At 38.8% G+C, this 18,547-nt stretch carries 18 protein-coding genes and 1 tRNA gene; 5 read left to right on the top strand and 14 right to left on the bottom strand.

Annotation, left to right across the window (positions count from 1 at the left end; all coding sequences use genetic code 11):
* Positions 1-28: 28 nt before the first annotated feature.
* The 4 genes from H7254_RS05580 to H7254_RS05565 form a co-directional block, all read right to left on the bottom strand.
* Positions 29-1,744, bottom strand: a complete 1,716-nt coding sequence (locus tag H7254_RS05580) for a GMC oxidoreductase (protein WP_301932032.1) — start codon at positions 1,742-1,744, stop codon at positions 29-31.
* A gap of 100 nt (positions 1,745-1,844) precedes the next feature.
* Complete coding sequence (locus H7254_RS05575; protein WP_301932031.1) at positions 1,845-3,524, bottom strand: GMC oxidoreductase; 1,680 nt, start codon at positions 3,522-3,524, stop codon at positions 1,845-1,847.
* 56 nt (positions 3,525-3,580) lie between these two features.
* Entirely contained in the window at positions 3,581-4,483 is a 903-nt protein-coding gene (locus tag H7254_RS05570) for a hydroxypyruvate isomerase family protein (protein ID WP_301932030.1), read from the bottom strand.
* A 12-nt stretch (positions 4,484-4,495) separates the two neighbouring features.
* Positions 4,496-5,800, bottom strand: a complete 1,305-nt coding sequence (locus tag H7254_RS05565; protein WP_301921991.1) for a sugar MFS transporter — start codon at positions 5,798-5,800, stop codon at positions 4,496-4,498.
* Between the two features lie 365 nt (positions 5,801-6,165).
* On the opposite strand from H7254_RS05565, the gene H7254_RS05560 reads away from it, so the two are divergent.
* The 5 genes from H7254_RS05560 (at position 6,166) to H7254_RS05540 (ending at position 10,446) form a co-directional block, all read left to right on the top strand.
* Positions 6,166-7,332 (top strand): Gfo/Idh/MocA family protein, encoded by a 1,167-nt coding sequence (locus H7254_RS05560; RefSeq protein WP_301932029.1) that lies wholly within the window; start codon positions 6,166-6,168, stop codon positions 7,330-7,332.
* Positions 7,333-7,464: 132 nt separating this feature from the next.
* Positions 7,465-8,520, top strand: coding sequence for a sugar phosphate isomerase/epimerase (locus tag H7254_RS05555; RefSeq protein WP_301932028.1), 1,056 nt, complete (start codon positions 7,465-7,467; stop codon positions 8,518-8,520).
* Between the two features lie 41 nt (positions 8,521-8,561).
* Entirely contained in the window at positions 8,562-8,963 is a 402-nt protein-coding gene (locus H7254_RS05550) for a c-type cytochrome (RefSeq protein ID WP_301932027.1), read from the top strand.
* A gap of 77 nt (positions 8,964-9,040) precedes the next feature.
* Positions 9,041-9,691: a DUF1080 domain-containing protein gene (locus tag H7254_RS05545; protein ID WP_301932026.1), complete on the top strand. Its 651-nt coding sequence runs from the start codon at positions 9,041-9,043 to the stop codon at positions 9,689-9,691.
* 11 nt (positions 9,692-9,702) lie between these two features.
* On the top strand, positions 9,703-10,446 hold the full coding sequence (locus H7254_RS05540; protein WP_301932025.1) for a ThuA domain-containing protein: 744 nt from the start codon (positions 9,703-9,705) through the stop codon (positions 10,444-10,446).
* Positions 10,447-10,517: 71 nt separating this feature from the next.
* On the opposite strand, the gene H7254_RS05535 is transcribed toward H7254_RS05540, so the two are convergent.
* From H7254_RS05535 to H7254_RS05490, 10 genes are all read right to left on the bottom strand, one after another.
* A complete protein-coding gene (locus H7254_RS05535; RefSeq protein WP_301932024.1) occupies positions 10,518-11,288 on the bottom strand; it encodes a DUF1080 domain-containing protein in 771 nt (256 codons plus the stop codon).
* A 50-nt stretch (positions 11,289-11,338) separates the two neighbouring features.
* A complete protein-coding gene (locus H7254_RS05530) occupies positions 11,339-12,136 on the bottom strand; it encodes an NIPSNAP family protein (protein WP_301932023.1) in 798 nt (265 codons plus the stop codon).
* Between the two features lie 176 nt (positions 12,137-12,312).
* On the bottom strand, positions 12,313-12,771 hold the full coding sequence (locus H7254_RS05525; RefSeq protein WP_301932022.1) for a cyclic nucleotide-binding domain-containing protein: 459 nt from the start codon (positions 12,769-12,771) through the stop codon (positions 12,313-12,315).
* Positions 12,772-13,042: 271 nt separating this feature from the next.
* Positions 13,043-13,171 carry a hypothetical protein gene (locus H7254_RS05520; protein ID WP_301932021.1) on the bottom strand — a complete coding sequence of 43 codons (129 nt, stop codon included), beginning with the start codon at positions 13,169-13,171 and terminating at the stop codon, positions 13,043-13,045.
* A gap of 430 nt (positions 13,172-13,601) precedes the next feature.
* Positions 13,602-14,669, bottom strand: coding sequence for a YXWGXW repeat-containing protein (locus tag H7254_RS05515; protein WP_301932020.1), 1,068 nt, complete (start codon positions 14,667-14,669; stop codon positions 13,602-13,604).
* Between the two features lie 801 nt (positions 14,670-15,470).
* Positions 15,471-15,542, bottom strand: a tRNA-Arg gene (locus tag H7254_RS05510).
* A gap of 9 nt (positions 15,543-15,551) precedes the next feature.
* The gene (locus tag H7254_RS05505; RefSeq protein ID WP_301932019.1) at positions 15,552-16,142 is read right to left on the bottom strand and encodes a MarC family protein; all 591 of its coding nucleotides are present in this window, start codon (positions 16,140-16,142) and stop codon (positions 15,552-15,554) included.
* 46 nt (positions 16,143-16,188) lie between these two features.
* Positions 16,189-16,791 carry an alpha-ribazole phosphatase gene (gene cobC, locus H7254_RS05500; RefSeq protein ID WP_301932018.1) on the bottom strand — a complete coding sequence of 201 codons (603 nt, stop codon included), beginning with the start codon at positions 16,789-16,791 and terminating at the stop codon, positions 16,189-16,191.
* Positions 16,773-17,585: an adenosylcobinamide-GDP ribazoletransferase gene (locus H7254_RS05495; protein ID WP_301932017.1), complete on the bottom strand. Its 813-nt coding sequence runs from the start codon at positions 17,583-17,585 to the stop codon at positions 16,773-16,775. The genes cobC and H7254_RS05495 overlap by 19 nt, the downstream gene beginning before the upstream one ends.
* Before the next feature lies 1 nt (position 17,586).
* A partial coding sequence (locus tag H7254_RS05490) for a TonB-dependent receptor (protein ID WP_301932016.1) occupies positions 17,587-18,547 on the bottom strand: 961 nt, incomplete at its 5' end.

Below are 18,547 nucleotides of genomic sequence, written 5' to 3'. Positions count from 1 at the left end.
TAATTTATTACTCATAACTTATAACTGATTAAATATTTCCTTTCTTCAATTCACTTACTGCAAAATCTACTGCCCTGGCAGTAAAAGCCATGTAAGTTAATGATGGATTTACACACGCTGCTGAAGTCATAAACGAGCCGTCTGTTACAAAAACATTGGGCGCATCCCACATTTGGTTGAAACTGTTCAACACCGATGTTTTGGCGTCTCTGCCCATACGTGCCGATCCCATTTCATGAATACCTCTTCCCAACGTGCCATCACCATCACGGCCTTTTACATCTTTAACTCCTGAAGCTTCCAGCATTTCGATGGCATCAGCAAGCATATCTTTACGCATCTTCTTTTCGTTCTCTTTGTACTCAATGTCCATTGATAAAATATTTAAACCCCATTTATCCTTTTTGGTTTTATCAAGCGTTACAAAATTTTCATGGTAAGGAAGTGTTTCACCAAAACCACCAATATTCATTGTCCAGGAGCCTGGTTCTGACAATGCTTCTTTTAATCCAATACCCAGGGAGATTTCTTCTGCGGAACGGTTGTATCCTTCTCTTGAACCTCCACCCTGGTAACCATATCCCCTTAAGTAATCTCTTTTATCACCGAATAAATTCTGGTAACGGGGAATATAAATTCCGTTGGCACGACGGCCAAATGTGTATTTATCTTCAAAGCCTTCTACCCTGCCACCAGCACCAACACCCAAATGATGATCCATGATGTTGTGGCCCAGTTCGCCACTGCTGCTCCCAAGCCCTCCCTGCCAGACATCCGTAGCAGAATTCATAAGCACCCAGGCACTATTTAAAGTAGAGGCATTAAGGAAAATTATTTTTGAATTGTAGGTATATGTTTTGTTGTTCTCGCCATCCAATACCTCCACACCGGTAGCTTTCTTTTTATCTTTATCGTATAAAATTTTTGTAACAATACTCCATGGACGAACCGTAAGATTACCGGTTTTTTTTGCCGCCGGTAATGTAGACGATTGTGTGCTGAAGTAGGATCCAAACGGACAACCCAACCAACATTTATTTCTGTATTGACAATTGGTACGGCCAGGCAATGGCTCAGTGATATTGGCGGTACGGCCAATGATCATTGATCTTTTACCTTTGTAATGGTCTTTAATTCTTGCGGCCACATCTTTTTCAACAATCGTCATATCCATGGCAGGCATAAACTGTCCGTCTGGTAACTGAGCCAACCCATCCCTTGATCCGCTGATACCGGCAAACTTCTCAACATAATCATACCAGGGTGCAATGTCTTTATATCTTACCGGCCAGTCTATCGCAACATGGTCTTTTAAATTTGCTTCAAAATCAAAATCACTCCAACGGTAACTTTGTCTGCCCCACATTAACGAACGGCCACCCATGTGGTAACCGCGAAACCAGTCAAAACGTTTTACTTCTGTATACGGACTGTCTTTATCACTCGCCCAATAATCCAGGTTCGTTTCATTTAACGGATAATCTCTTTTTAATACCGGGTATTCTTTTATCATTTCCTGCGTGCGCCTGCCGCGGTGCGGATAATCCCATGTTTCTTTAGTAGCGTTTACATAGTCCTTTACATGTTCTATATCACGTCCCCGTTCCAGCATCAATACTTTTAACCCCTTTTCTGTTAATTCTTTTGCAGCCCATCCGCCGCTGATACCGGAACCAATTACGATGGCATCATAGGTATTTTGGGTAACTGCTTTGTTGTTTACATTGGTTGAATCCTGTGGCATAATTATTTTTTTTGGGTACACTATTTATTTTCTTCTGCTAACACTTATTAAATTCCCAGGCAGATAAGATTTCACTTTTAACTCCTGATTCATAACTCTTTTAAAGATTCATTTTCTTCAATTCACTAACTGCGTGTTCAGCTGCTCTTGCGGTAAAAGCCATATAGGTGAGTGACGGATTCTGACAGGCAGCAGATACCATAAAAGATCCGTCTGTTACAAATACATTGGGTGCATCCCATACCTGGTTAAAGCTGTTGAGTACGGATGTTTTTGGATCTCTTCCCATTCTTGCGGAACCCATTTCGTGTATGCCACGGCCTAGGGTTCCATCCCCCATTGAACTTTGTACATTTTTAACGCCTGCCACGGTCAGCATTTCTTCCGCATCTTTCTGCATGTCAATCCGCATCTTCTTTTCGTTTTCTTTATACTCAATATCCATGGCAAGAATATTTAACCCCCATTTATCTTTCCTGGTTTTATCAAGGGTTATTTTATTTTCATGGTATGGCAAGGTTTCCCCAAAGCCACCGATACCCATTGACCATGCACCAGGTTCCGTAATTGCTTCTTTAAAACCTGCACCAATATTGAATTCAGGAATATTTCTTCCCCATCCATCGCGACTGGCCCCACCCTGGTAACCGAAGCCACGCAGGTAGTCTCTTTTATCGCCAAACAGGTTGCGGTACCGCGGAATATAAATGCCATTTGCACGACGGCCAAAAGTGGTTTTATCTTCAAAACCTTCCACCAGGCCGCTTGCGTAAACACCCAGGTGGTGGTCCATAACGTTATGCCCCAGTTCGCCGCTGCTACTACCTAAACCGCCTTCCCATACATCAGTAGCCGAGTTCATCAGCACCCAGGCACTGTTTAATGTAGAAGCATTGAGAAAAATTATTTTTGAATTATAAACGTAGGTTTTGTTGTCTTCCGCATCCAGTACTTCTACACCTGTAGCCCTTTTTTTATCTTTATCGTATAAAATTTTTGTAACAATACTCCAGGGTCTTAATGTAAGTTTACCAGTTACACTGGCTGCCGGTAAAGTAGAAGATTGTGTACTAAAATACGCGCCGAAAGGGCATCCCAGCCAGCATTTATCCCTGTACTGACAATTGGTTCTGCCGGGCAACGGTTCAGTTATGTTGGCTGTGCGGCCAATGATCATTTTTCTGTAACTGTTATAATGCCTGTTCATTCTGGCACTCACATCCTTCTCAACAATATTCATGTCCATGGCTGGCATAAACTGTCCGTCGGGCAATTGTGGTAAACCATCTCTTGAGCCACTTATACCAGCAAATTTCTCCACGTAATCATACCATGGAGCTATATCCTTGTAACGTACCGGCCAGTCAACAGCAATGTTGTCGTTAAGGTTGGCTTCAAAATCAAAATCACTCCACCGATAACTCTGTCTTCCCCACATCAGTGATCTTCCTCCTACATGATATCCCCTGAACCAGTCAAAACGCTTTATTTCAGTATAAGGACTGTCTTTATCGCTTGCCCAATAATCCAGGTTGGTTTCGTTTAAAGGATAGTCTCTTTTTAAAACAGGATAATCCTTAATCATCTGTTGTGTGCGTTCGCCCCGGTGTGGATAATCCCATGCCTCTTTATTGGCGTTTACATAATCTTTCACATGTTCAATATTCCGTCCACGTTCCAGCATCAAAACTTTTAATCCTTTTTCAGTAAGTTCTTTTGCAGCCCATCCTCCGCTTATTCCTGAACCCACTACTATCGCATCGTATGTATTATCTGGCATTTTAGTTTATCATTGTCAGGTTATGAATTAATTGCCCTACCTAAATCCGATTAAAATTACACGTCACAAATCTGGATGGCCTTTTTTAAATTGGCCAGCTTGTCTTTATTTTCTTTTGCAGTTGGAATAAATTCCTGTGCTGTATAACCCTTGAAGCCCGTTGCAACAATTGCTTTCATTATAGCCGGGTAATACAATTCCTGGCTTTCATCAATTTCGTGCCTGCCCGGAACACCTCCTGTATGGTAATGACCAAAGTACTGGTGGTTATTCTGGATAGTGCGGATCACATCTCCTTCATCTATCTGCATGTGATAAATATCGTACAACAATTTAAAATTTTCTGATCCAAGGCGTTTACACAAGTCAACACCCCAGGCAGATTTATCGCACATGTAATCCTTATGATCCACTTTACTGTTTAATAATTCCATCTGGATCGTTATGCCATTTTTTTCTGCCAGCGGCAAAATCTTCTGCAAGCCTTCCACACAATTCTTTAACCCGGTTTCATCATCCATTCCATTGCGGCTTCCGCTAAAACAAATCAGGTCTTTATACCCCGCTTCCTTCATCAAAGGAATAACATCTGTATAATCTTTAATCAATTGTTCATGGTATATTTTGTTATTAAACCCATTGGTTAAACTAACATTGCCGCCATGGTAACACATTGAACTGTATAGCCCATATTTTTGCAGCATGGGCCAATCTTTTGGTCCAATAAGATCAATGGCACCGAAGCCCATTTCTTTTACTGCCTGGCAGAGCTCTTCCAATGGAATAGAACTGTAGCACCACTGACAAACGGAGTGATTGATATTGCCTTTTAATTTCATTGAACGGGTATCGTTTTTAGTTTCTGCCACGCAGGCATTTAAAATTGAAGACGCACCTACGGCCACTGAACCTGCCAGCAAATTTTTTATAACCGTACGTCTGTTTTGATTTGAAGGCATATTGAGGAAAATTTATAGTTGATAAGATTCTACATTTATCGGTGCTGGTTGCTGAGTTGATACTTTTTTTCTAGAGCGGATATAAATAAATAAACCAATGAAAGCAGCTGTCAATATAATGGGAATAATTAAAGTTGCATTGATAATTTGTGGGCCAGCGGCCTTTTTTGCCTCTGTAAGCGCACTTATCATTTCCGGAGTAGCTGAAGGTGCGGAATATGCCCCAATAGGTATATTAGTATTCAATTTCGCAACAATTAATTTATCATAATAACCTCCCATTATGATCGTGTAAAGAGATACCGCAAGCATTCCAGCACCACCCATTAAGTTAAGACCAACAGCCCCGGTACGCGGTAAGTTTTCTGATACAAACCCTAACATAGTTGGCCAGAAATAACATACACCCATTCCAAAAACAATTGCTCCTGCGAATAACATACTACCGGATGAATGACCTAATATATATAAACCCAATGCAGCCAAAGCTGAAGAAATTATTAACACCCCTGGTGGAGAGAATTTATGAACAACAGGCCCGGCAAATGCCCGGCCTATTACCATTATACCTGTTTCTAATGTAAGCAAAAGCAACGCGTTTTCAGTTACATTTTTTAATAAAACATCGATCCACTGACCAGTAAATAATTCAGTTATTGCCGTACCAAACATTAATATTATCATCACAGCAAACAATGGATTTAGCAAAGCTTTATACATTTGTGACGTGGAGATACCACTGGAAACTCTTTCTGTTGGTGGAAAATCCAGTTTGCTGAAAAAATAGCCATATAATAAGGTTGGTATCAGCATTATTGCAACCTGTAATTGCCAGATAACGCCTAGTTTACTTAAAAAGAAAACTATTAACGTGCCTAAGAATATACCTCCTGGAAACCAAAGATGAAAGTGGTTAAGCTTTGTAGTTTTATTATCTGGGTATAATGCTGTTACAAGAGGGTTACAAGCAGCCTCAATGGTACCGTTGGCAATCCCTATCAAAAGTGTAGAAAAAAATAAAGTCCAATAACCGGTTGCAAAAATAGTTAAGAAAATACCAGCGAGATGGAAAACGAATGCCATTATTAATAGCTTTTTCATTCCAATAACGTCAACAACAAAACCACCTATAATTACGGCAAGTGGAAAACCCCAAAATGCTGTAGCAGCAATGGTTCCTAACTGCGCAGAATTTAGATTAAACTGAGTTCCCTGGTCTCCCAAAACCCCGGCTCTGATACCGAAAGAAAGGGACGTTACTAACAGGCCGAGACAACTGGCTACAAATAATTTATTTCGCTGAATAGAGGCAGGCATAATCGTTAAGTTTTTTTTAAGGAATGAAGTAACAAGGTATGAATTTATCTAAATAAAAAATCGAATCGTTAATAAATATATATCCTTCACACTATTTTTTCCCATCTTTTCAAATTATTGTACTGATATTTTTACCAAAAACTTTAATTTATAAGAAGATGATTTTTTAAGGGATTGGCTTTTATCTTTAACAATCCAAATCATCATTTTTAATTTTCGTGGTGGGCCATCTGTTAAAAATAAAATGATAATTTTAACCTTCCAAAAACAGCGGCTGGTTAAGAAAAGAAAATAACAATTAATTTGGGGGTCTTCATTTCATCAACGATGCTTAAAAACAATCAACCACTTATAATAAAAATAACATGAACAGAAAATTACGAATGGGTATGATCGGCGGCGGTAAAGATGCCTTTATCGGCGCCATACACCGGCTTGCCTCTAACATGGATGGGCTGATAGAACTGGCAGCTGGTGCATTAAGTATTAATCCTGATATTGCCCGTGAATCGGGTGAGATGCTTTTTTTACCAAAAGACAGAAGCTATCTTACTTACGATGAACTGATAAAAAAAGAAAGTGAATTGCCAGCGGATAAACGCATCGATTTTGTAACAATCGTTACGCCCAATTTTGCGCACTTTGCACCCGCAATGATGGCGCTGGAGCATGGCTTTCATGTGGTGATTGAAAAACCAATCGCTTTTACTTTAGCAGAAGCAAAACTATTAAAAGCCAAGGTAGAAGAAACAGGCCTTATACTTTGTTTAACGCACACTTACTCTGGTTACCCGATGGTAAAGCAAGCCAAAGCAATGGTTTCAGAAGGTGTGTTGGGAAAGATAAGAAAAGTATGGGTAGAATATCCACAGGGATGGCTGAGTAAATTAAGTGAGCGGGAAGGCAACGCACAGGCTGCCTGGAGAACAGACCCAACAAAAAGTGGAAAAAGTGGATGCATGGGCGATATTGGAACGCATGCAGCCCACCTGGCAGAATACATTACCGGTTTACAAATTACTCAAATGTGTGCAGCTTTAAATATTTTGGTAGATGGCCGTGCGCTGGATGATGACGGTAATGTGTTGCTAAAATTCAGCAATGGCGCAGCGGGTGTTTTAATGGCATCGCAGGTTGCAGCGGGTGAAGAAAATGCATTAAGAATAAGAGTGTATGGAGAAAAGGGAGGCGTAGAATGGGCACAACACGAACCCAATACTTTGCTGGTTAAATGGCTTGATCAACCTACGCAAATTTTAAGGGCAGGCAGCAATTACCCCTGGCTTTCCAGCTTTACAAAAAACAGTTGCCGTACACCAGGCGGACATCCTGAAGGATATTTGGAAGCCTTTGCAAATATTTATAGAAATTTTGCGCAAACATTAGGGGCTAAAATTGACGGCACAACGCCTTCAAAAGAGGCACTTGATTTTCCTTCAGTAGAAGATGGCATTCGCGGCATGGCATTTATTGATAACGTGGTTGCTTCATCACAGTCTGATAAAAAATGGTTTGATCACATAGTTGAATAGGCTAACAAATATTTTTTTACACAGCGAAACAGAGGATAGAAAGCAGGCAAAAGAAAAAATAATAAAATATGCCTTCATTTATTTTGTCTTCTTGGCTTTCGTTGCGTGAAACAAAAAACTTAACACATATTTATGACAACACTAAAAGGACCCGGAATTTTTCTTGCACAATTTATGGGGGATACTGCTCCGTTTAATTCGCTGGAAAGTATCTGTAAATGGGCAAAAAGTATTGGCTTTATTGGCGTGCAAATACCCACCTGGGACAGCCGCCTCATTGACCTGCAAAAGGCTGCCGAAAGCAAAACCTATTGCGATGAATTGAAAGGCATCATCAACAGTTGCGGACTGGAAATAACAGAATTATCTACGCACTTACAAGGCCAGCTTGTTGCAGTGAACCCAGCTTATGACGCCTTGTTTGATGGCTTTGCGCCCGAAGCTTACCGCAACAATCCACCAGCAAGAACAGCATGGGCCGTACAACAATTAAAGTATGCTGCCATTGCGTCTAAAAATTTAGGATTGAGTGCCCACGGTACTTTTAGCGGCGCTTTGCTGTGGCATACGGTGTATCCATGGCCGCAGCGTCCTGCAGGTTTAGTTGAAACAGGTTTTAACGAACTGGCAAAAAGATGGTTACCGATATTGAACCATTTTGATGAACAGGGGGTAGACCTATGCTATGAAATTCATCCAGGCGAAGACCTGCATGATGGTGTTAGCTATGAAATGTTTTTAGAAAAAGTAAACAACCATCCAAGAGCCTGTTTATTGTATGACCCTTCGCATTTTGTATTGCAATGCCTAGATTATTTAACCTACATAGATCATTACCATGAGCGGATAAAAATGTTTCATGTAAAGGATGCCGAGTTTAACCCAACCGGGAAACAAGGCGTGTACGGTGGTTACCAAAACTGGATTAACCGTGCAGGACGTTTCCGTTCCCTGGGTGACGGACAGGTAGATTTTAAAGGCATCTTTAGCAAACTGGCGGCCTACGATTTTAAAGGCTGGGCTGTAATGGAATGGGAGTGTGCCATCAAACATCCGGAAGACGGTGCCAAAGAAGGATCTGTCTTTATTAAAGATCATATTATACGGGTAACAGAAAAAGCTTTTGATGATTTTGCCAGCACCGGCAACAATGAAAAATTTAACCGCAATATATTAGGATTAGATTAGTAATTTTGTATGCAATAATTTTAAATTAAAATAATATTTACATGAAAAAAATCATAACTATTTGTTTATTAACAGCTGGGTTTTATGCGTGCAACAGTGGTACAAATGATCAGGCAAAGACTGAAGCGCCCACAGCAGATTCCAAAGTAACAGCGAAAGCAGATCCAACAGATACTCCTGAATTTCATAAAGGGATGGACCTGGTAAATAACAATGACTGTAAAACCTGTCATAAAATTGATGAAAGGCTGATTGGTCCGGCCTTTAGGGATATTGCCAATAAATATCCAAACAACGCAGCAACATTAGATACACTGGCTCACAAGATCATTAACGGTGGCCAGGGCAACTGGGGTTCTATCCCAATGGCAGCACACCCTAATTTATCGGTGGAAGATGCAGCAGCAATGGCTAAATATGTTTTGCTATTAAAAAATAATTAAACCAGTTACACATGAAAATGATCTTAATTTCTTTGCTGTATTTTGTTATGAGTGGAAGCAATATTAACCAAAATAATATGGCAAAAATTAACAACCCCGGTCAATCAATTAAAAATGATGGCTGGAAAAAATTGTTTGATGGTAAAACAACAAAGGGCTGGCACACCTATGGTAAAAGTTCCGTAAACGACAGGTGGAAAATTGCAGATGGCGCCCTGTATATTGATAATACAGTTAAAGAAGGGGGCGATATTGTAACGGATAAAGAATATGAAAATTATGATTTAAAATTAGAATGGAAGATCTCTAAAAACGGTAACAGCGGTATCATTATCAACGTTCATGAAGACGCTGCAAAGTATAATGAAACTTACAAAACCGGCCCTGAAATTCAGGTGCTGGACAATGAAGGACATCCGGATGGAAAAATTCCTAAACACCGTGCAGGCGATTTATACGATTTGATAAAAAGTTCTTCTGAACCTGTTAAGGAGCCGGGCGAATGGAATGCAGCTGAAATTATTTGCAATAAAGGTAAGCTGCAGATATTTATGAATGGCACCAATGTAGTTACAACTACTATGTGGAATGACAACTGGAAACAACTGATTGCTGCAAGTAAGTTTAAAAATATGCCGGATTTTGGCACTTTTAAAAAAGGAAAGATAGCGCTGCAGGATCATGGCAATGCTGTTTGGTATCGCAATATTGAAATTAAACAATTGTAAAAAACATCGTTATGCCTGCTATTTCATTTGTCCGTAGCATTTTTTATCTAGTATGTTTTGTTGCCACAGTTTCTTTTACGTTGGATCATCAAAAACAAGAAAAAAATAAAGTTCTTATTTTTTCTAAAACAAATGGTTACCGCCATTCCAGTATTGAAACCGGTATAGCTGCTATCAGAAAATTAGGAGCAGCCAATAACTTTGATGTGGATGCAACAGAAGACTCTGTTTATCTGAACGATGCCAATTTTAAAAAATACAAAACTGTTATTTTTTTAAGTACTACCGGCACCGTGTTGGGTAAAAGTGAGGAACTCGCTTTGCAAAATTTTATTCACAACGGTGGTGGCTTTGTGGGCATTCATGCAGCAACAGATTGTGAGTATGAATGGCCATGGTACGACAAGATGATTGGCGCCAATTTTTTATCGCATCCACAGCAACAGCAGGCAAAAATAATTGTCGTAGATAACACGCATGCCTCCACCAAACATTTACCCGCTACCTGGGTTAGAAAGGATGAGTGGTATAATTTTAAAAACATGAACCCGGATGTAAAAGTTTTATTAAAGATTGATGAAACGAGTTATACAGGCGGAAAAAACGGCGACAATCACCCGATGGCATGGTATCAGGACTATGAAGGCGGAAGAGTTTTTTACACAGAATTGGGCCACACAGAAGAATCTTACAGTGACCCCTTATATTTGCAACATATTCTCGGAGGCATTCAGTATGCCATCGGTATAAAATAAATACAGCTTGCAATTCAATAAAAAAAGGTAGTGCTTTCGTACTACCTTTTTTTATTGCAACAATTAATATTTTATAGTTCTCTAACCCAGATATTGCGGAAACTAATTGGTTCACTTTTATCTCCATGAGCCTGCAATTTAATGGGTTCAGGTCCGTGCTTTATGTACACAGGGGCGCCAATATATTTTGTTTCTCCTTTTAATTCATAATTGTTTTGTACCAATACACCGTTGTGAATTGCGGTTACACGGGCCGGTAATTTAATAGTGCCGTCATCATTAAACCGGGGTGCCGTCCAAATGATATCGTACACCTGCCACTCACCTGGTTTTTTACAGGCATTCGCCAACGGAATAGATTGTTTGTAAATGCTTCCTGTTTGCCCGTTTACATAAGTGGAATTGTTATAACAATCCAATATCTGTATTTCATAACCGGCATCGCCACCACCGGTGGATGCCAGGAAAACGCCGCTGTTTCCTCTGGCCTGACCCTGCCCGGTAATATTAGCCGGTATACGCCATTCAATATGCAACTGGTAATCGGTAAATAATTTTTTGGTTTGTATGTTACCGGTACCCTTTTTAACAGTTAAAATATTTTTTGCAACTGTCCAGTTCGCAGCTTTTGTGGTGTCATTTGTTGATACCCATTCATCCAGATTTTTGCCGCCAAATAAAACGATGGCATCAGAAGGAGCATCAGCAGTAGTTTTGCCTGGTGTTATTACTTTTGGCACCGGGCTGTAAAATTCAGTTGCTGTAGGATCACCCTGCTGGGCAAAAGATACGGTAGTGGTACATGCCGTGACTAACAGCAGGGATAAATTTTTAAATTTCATGTGGCGATTTTAAACTGTAATTTATTTTTGAGGATGGAGAAACAATGGTATTAATAATCTGAATATTCAGTTGGATGGAGAAAAAAGATATCTGCTTTTGAAACAGTATTCAGGTATTCGGGCATTACAGAAATTTTTTTCCAAACACTGTCATCAACAAAATTTTTCCAGTGTTCATCCCTTTCAGCCTTGTTATTAAAGGTGGTCATGTACATCAGGTTGGGCATGTGGCTGCCACTTAATACTTCAGCGTAAAAAACAGCATTAAATTTTAAACGATCAAACAAGGTTACTTCTCCCCCGTCATTAAACATTTTTACTTTCTGGCGGTACAGTCTTTCAGTCGGGGCTTCGTAACTACGCAACTCATATACCCTTTCTGTTAAAGGTGCGGTAAGTACAGGCTTTTTTAAATGAAGCATGTCTTTAAAAGCTTTTAGCAATGTTGTTTCTATTCTTTCAAAAGGCATTTTATTAAATGCTGCAATGTTATAATCAGAAGTATTATTTTTTATCAATGACCCTTCCGTTAGTCTGGTCATCAGTGCTTCATATTTTTGTAAGGATGCAAAAGGTATCAACACATACAATCTTTTATCTGTGGCAGTATCATTGTCTATACTGCTAAATACACCAATATTGGTTAACCCGGTTTTGTGCAGTGCAGGCAGGTAGGTATTTTTAAGGTAAGCATTGATTACCCCCAGTTGATCAGCGGTTTTGCAATGATAAATTGTAAGCTGGTAATATTCGCCGCCGGGAGCTTTAACGGCATTTATAAAACTACTGTTTAGCAGCAACAGAAAAGCAAGTACCAGTGTTGTCGATGTAAAGAATTTTTGTTTCATGAATTAAAGTGAATTATATTTTTTGATTAAAAAAGAAAAGATAAGCTTAAATAGTGATAATCAATTTGGCTGTTGGCACACAACTTATTCGAATTTCTGTTTTAATGTGAAAAATATAGCAAAGTAAATGTGCGCAATTATAATAAATAAATAAACCCAAAGAAAAATTTAAAAAATCAGCTTGCCCCTAAGGCTGTTTTATCATTGAGTTGCCTTAATCTTTTACATAAAATTTTTATAAACCCCATGGCTACTTCAGGTCTTGATTCAATCAATTCATAAAATGGTTCCTGGTCAATTTTAAAAAGCAGGCAATCTGTTTTGGCGGTAGCAGAAGCACTTCTTGTTTCTGCATCCAGCAACGACAGTTCCCCAAAAACTTCCTTTTCCTTCAAAACAGCCAGCATGGTTTTACCCTTATGAATTTCAATTTCGCCACTCAAAATAATGTACATACAATCACCCTGTTCTCCTTCCTCAAAAATTAAGGTTCCCTGTTCTACTTCTTTCTGCTGCATCAATGGTGCCAGTTCGGCAAGAATTATTTCAGGTGTATCGCTGAAAATACTCAATGATCTTAATAGCAATACTTTTTCAATCAGTAACAAACTCTGGCTGCCGGGGGATGTAGACATACAATAAAATTTAATTTTTCATCTGATAAATGTATACAATAAAATTACAAACTTAGTTTAATATACATAGCAGTTGCACGAAGTAATATATTTTCTGCCTGAGTACATTTTTCAAGCCCTATTTGACGGATGGTTTATTGCTGCTGTTTTGATATGTGAGGGAACAGGCTGCAGCCGATTTAATTGAGGCACCTTTAAAAGAACAAATGGATACTCCATAGCAGTTGTACAAAGTGTTTGTATGGCATCGGCTTTAATGATTGCAATATTATTATTTTTTAAAACCATTGCATAAAACATCCAATGAAACCGGAATATTTTTTTGGCGGATTAAATGAATAGCGGCTGTTTTTATCTTTTCTGAAGTATGCTGCGGTGCTGATAATATCAATTCATCCACAAAATAATTTTAGTAGAATCAAGCATTTTCAAAATATTAATTACTTCGTTTCCCTACCCGGCAACACCTTTTTTCTTACCTGTTTAACTGTATCCCTATCATCCATTGTAAAATACTGCAGGTTAAATAGTTGCTGCCAATGGTGTTAGTAATAATTTTAAGGTATTCGTTATTTACTTTATAATTGTCAATGATCCCTAAAATGCATGGCACAAAAAGCATATAATAAAAATTGCTTAAATCGGCATGGGGCTGATATTGTATAAGCTCCGTAATAAAATTACTGTAAAAAGCGATGTGCAGGGATTCATAATACCTTTAAAATAGTATGTACCCGCTATCTTCCAAGGGTGCGCAATGGTTGCATGGTTGTGATAAAAACAGGCGGGCGGATGGCACGTGACCGTGTAGAAAAAACGAAACCCAGTAATTATTTATGATGTTTGTCACGGTCTTCATATCCCTGACGAGAAGACCCGTTGCGTTGCTGTTGGGGCTGAAAATGTGGTTGTGAAGGTTTATTATGATATTGAGCAGCATGTTGTTGAGGAGGTTTATTATGATATTGATTAGCATGTTGTTGTGGAGCATATTGTTGCGAAGCAGGTTGTTGTGGTTGTTTAGAATGCACCCGTGCTGAATTTACAAGTGCCAATTGGTTTGACTTGCTATACGACTGAGGAGGATTGTTCGGTTGATTTACACGCTGCGCATTTACTGGTGTATTATTTAGCCTTGCAGAATTATTACCAATATTTATTGCCGGAGGCGCATCCTTATGATCTTCTGAAGTGATTTTATTTCCATTTATTCTACTTATGCCTGGAGTGGTTGGACGACCATGGTTTACAGATGCAAATTGATTACGATCGTGGCTGGCTACCCCCTGGTGCAACACCTGTTCAGTCGTAGGCTGTACATGTTTTTCATTCATGGCAATCCTTTCTTCCTGACGGGGTTGAGCCATTACGCCCCCTTGACCATTAAAACTGGTACGGTTATTAATAGTTGTATTATTGATCACCGTTTTGTTGACATACGTATTTTTGACCACCGTTGTATTGACATTGGTTACCGCTGTGTTATAGCTAAATGAATTACCTCGCCATTGACCCCCATCATAACCAGAACCGCCGTAACCGTAGCCATAATTAATACCGCCGTAAAAGCCGATATGCCTCCCCCAATATCCCCCGTGATACCCATACCCACCATCGTTATAACCCCAATAACCTGGTGTCCATAAAAACCCTAATTGTGGCGGGCGAACCCAAACACCAGATACCCAAAAATAACCTCCATCACCATAAGCCCAATAACCTGGTGTCCACAAATAACCATCGTTTGGACAAACCGGCTGTGCATAAAATGGCAAAGCCGGAGGCTCGACTCTAACCGAAATACCTACACTGGTTTGTGAAGCAGCCCTTGGTGTAGCACAAGATGTTGCCAATAAAACAACAGCCGATATTGTGATAAAATTTATACTCTTTTTCATTTTTAATGTTTATTTGTTGCCTGTGTGACAAAGAATAATATCCATAGTTTAATTTGTATTTTAAATACTAAAGGACAATAACTATTTTAACAATTTTTTATTTATCTATATTATAAAATGTGATTAGTTTTTTTGTAAGAAATGGAGCAAAAGTGTGTCTGCCAAACTCTATTTTAAAATAGCTATGAACCGGGCATCCCTAGAGAAGAAAAAGATTTTAAAACGGCGAAGGAAACTTACCAATCTCATACAGGACACCCCTTAAGAGGAATTGGTAAACCAGGGGGATAAGTTTTGATAATCAAATTAATTTTTGAACTTAAATTCCCGACGATTTGGGTCCATAATGATCGGGTAAAAAAGAGCATTTCAGCCAAAAAAATAACAGAACGTACGGAAAGTTCTCACTTTCAACCAATTAAAGAAGAATAAGGAAAACCTGTTTCTAAAATCCTTAATAATTCCAGTGCGCATAAGATATTTGATAGTATAACGTTCCTGTATCGAGCCTATTAAATTAAAACAGATAAGACTGATTTATTGGCGATAGAAAGAAAAGTTGTGTCGGTTAAAATGGCGAAAGACTCCAGTAACGGTAGTGACAGGCCTTTAAAATTTACCAGTGAAATATATGGTATGTTTAAAAAAATAATCAAGCAATACCAAACATCAACCTTCCCTATAAAGAGTATACCATTTTAAACCGGTTAAATGCCTAACAACCAAAATAAGTGTAAGTAATCGTGTAAAATAAATAAATGTTACAATTAGCTCATTATAAACTATCTAAAATTTAAGTAGTGGCCTCGTCAGGAATCGAACCTGAATCTGGGGCTTCGGAGGCCCTTATACTATCCATTGTACTACGAGGCCGCTGGTGCATTACTTTCCAAAATGGCTGATATTACTGCCAAATATTTTTACCGCTATCGCCAGCAATATTACACCGAAAAATTTTCTTATAACCATCATTCCATTGGGACCCATAAAACTTTCTACCCACTTTAAAGATTTAAGTACCACATAAATAATTATACAGTTAATGAGTATGCCGAAAAAAATATTTATATCATGGTAGTTGGCTTTTAAACTCATCAGGGTAGTGAGTGTTCCGGAACCTGCTATTAACGGAAATGCAATGGGTACCATACTGCCACTTTTTGCATCGCCATCTGGTTTAAAAAACTCATGCCCCAACACCATTTCGAGTCCGATAATAAAAATTACGATACTACCGGCTACCGCAAATGATTGCACATCCAGCCCCAGTAACCCTAAAAACTGCCTGCCAATAAATAAAAATAAGATCATTAACGCTCCGGATGCCAGCGTGGCCTCGGTTGACCTTATCTCTCCACCCATCTTCACCCTAAGAGAAGCCAATACAGGAATATTACCCACCATATCAATTACTGCAAAAAGCGTAAAAGTAACAGTTAGTATTTCCTTAATGGCAATCTGATGGATATCCATATCGGTTTCAATTTTTGCAAATATACATTTTCAAAAACGTGTGCCATTATAAATAAGAAGGTTTATGTGTTTCTTTTTCCTGCATGATATTGGATAGTATCTCGTGCTGCAAACCAAAAGGTGTAGCAGTTATTTTTATAACACAGCCATAATGGAGCGAAAAAGTGCTAAAAGAATCTTTTAAAGCGGTATTGGTTATATAAGATAAGATGCTTCTAATTACTCCTCCATGAGCTACAATTACAACTGGTCCGGCTTTGTGATGAATATCTATGAAGACATTTTTTACTCTTTGATAAAGGTCTTCGTAGCTTTCGCCGCCAGGTATACGCACTGTTACAAATCCGTTCATCCAGGGATCAATTTCTTCCCTTGCAATGCTGTCCCAGGCTTTTAATTCCCATTGACCACAATTAATCTCCATCAGGTCATCATGAAGGTGAATGTGGTGTGTTGGAAATAAATGCGCTGCCAGTTTTTTACACCGCTGCAACGGACTGCTAAAAACAGTACCGGTATTTTCAGGAAGAAATTTTTGTATACACGCAGCTTCCGCTGCGAACGTTTCTTTCACATCAATATCAGCCTGCCCATAGCAAATACCTTTTGCTACATCCGGTGCTGTGTGCCTTACAAGATATATTTCCATATAATTAACAAGGATAAATAAAAGGTGACTTCTGCTACCTGCTGTATGGCACCGAGGCAATCCCCGGTGTAACCACCAATCCATTTTTTAAAATAGTTTGCCAGTTTAAAACTAATTAGTAACACGGGCACTATAGCCAGTAAAACATAATAATGAAAAAACGCAAAGGGTAATAAAGCAAAAACCACCGAACTGGTTAATTCCGGCCATTGCAATTTTTTTGATGCCAGTGGTTTTGATTTGCTGCCATTATCCGCGGTAACATACTGATAATACTGAATTACAAATACGGGCATTAACCTGCTGACAGCATGAGCAGCAACCATGGTTACTGCTACCAACAGATACAATTCCTTTTCGGTTACTGCCTTAAATGAAAACCAGGTTACCAGTTCTTTCAACAATAAAAATTTTGCACTTAACATTAACACCAGTCCGGCTACGCCATAGGTACCAAGGCGACTGTCTTTCATAATGGCCAGTATCTTTTCTTTTGTCCAGCCACCACCAAAAGCATCACAGGTATCTGCAAAACCATCTTCATGAAAACAACCTGTTGTAAATATTCCTGCAATGATGGCTGCCAGTAAACCAATATCTGCACCAACAAATTTGTGAAAAATAAAAAATGCTGCAAAACTTATCAGCCCAACAATCCATCCTATTAATGGAAAATACGTGGGAGACTTTTGTAAATAGTTTTCGCCATGATCTATATTTTTTGGCACGGGCAGCCTGGTTAAAAACATTACACCTGTTAAAAAAACAGTCAGCTCTTTTTTCAAGAAAATCATTTTATAAATTAAATTTTAATTTTATACCGCTATAATAATTTTCTGGTGCTGCTGGATTGAAATATTTGTTTCCTGCTGCATTCAGATCGTTACCCAGGCTATACGGTGTATTAAAAGATCTGTCGAAAGCAATATAAATTTCCCCTTCCAGCACCTTACAAAATTTCTTTTTGTAACCCACCCTACCCAATAACAAATTATATTGACTTGCAAAAAAAGTATTTGCATCATTTAGCGGCAATATATCTGTATACCTGTAAGTAATATTAGCATACAACCCAGTGCCCGTAACAATATCTGTACCCAATAAAAATACATTGGGTGGTGTACCGGTTAACTTATTGCCGCTATAATCATTGGCTACCTGTTTATACTCTTTAAACCTTGCCATACTTTTTGTATAATTACTCCACAAGTGCAAGCTTTGTACAAAACCTGTGCTGCGGCGAACAGGATAATAATTTATAGCCAGCTCCAAACCATGCTGTTCGGTTTTGCCGGTGTTTACAAAGTAATCCGCACCGCTTGCGTCACGCCTTGTAACAATTGTATTGTTCAGGTAAAAAATATAATACGCCGCATCTATAAATAATTTATTTTTTACCGGTTCCATTCTTAGCCCCAACTCGTAATTCACGGCCTTTTCTGCATCCAGCCCGGCATTAAAAATACCTGCAGAAGGTACTATCTCATCTATCGTTGGCGGAGAGTATCCTTTACTGACAGTTGCATACAGACTGTAATTTTTATGTATCTTTTTTAATAAAGAAATGCGGGGTACAATAACGGGGTTAAATGTTTTATTGATGGTTGTTACCGGGTGTTGATTCAACCTTGTAAAACCATAATTGTAATTATTATAACTAACCCCTGCATTTATAATAAAATTTTCTGCCAGGCTGATATCCGTCTGTAAAAAAACATTGTATTGTGTTGCGGCAATCTCATCATCAAACTGCAAT

Source organism: Ferruginibacter sp. (assembly GCF_014377975.1).
Lineage (GTDB): Bacteria > Bacteroidota > Bacteroidia > Chitinophagales > Chitinophagaceae > Ferruginibacter.
Note: the sequence above shows the minus strand (reverse complement) of the source record. Positions and strands in the feature narration are given on the sequence as shown.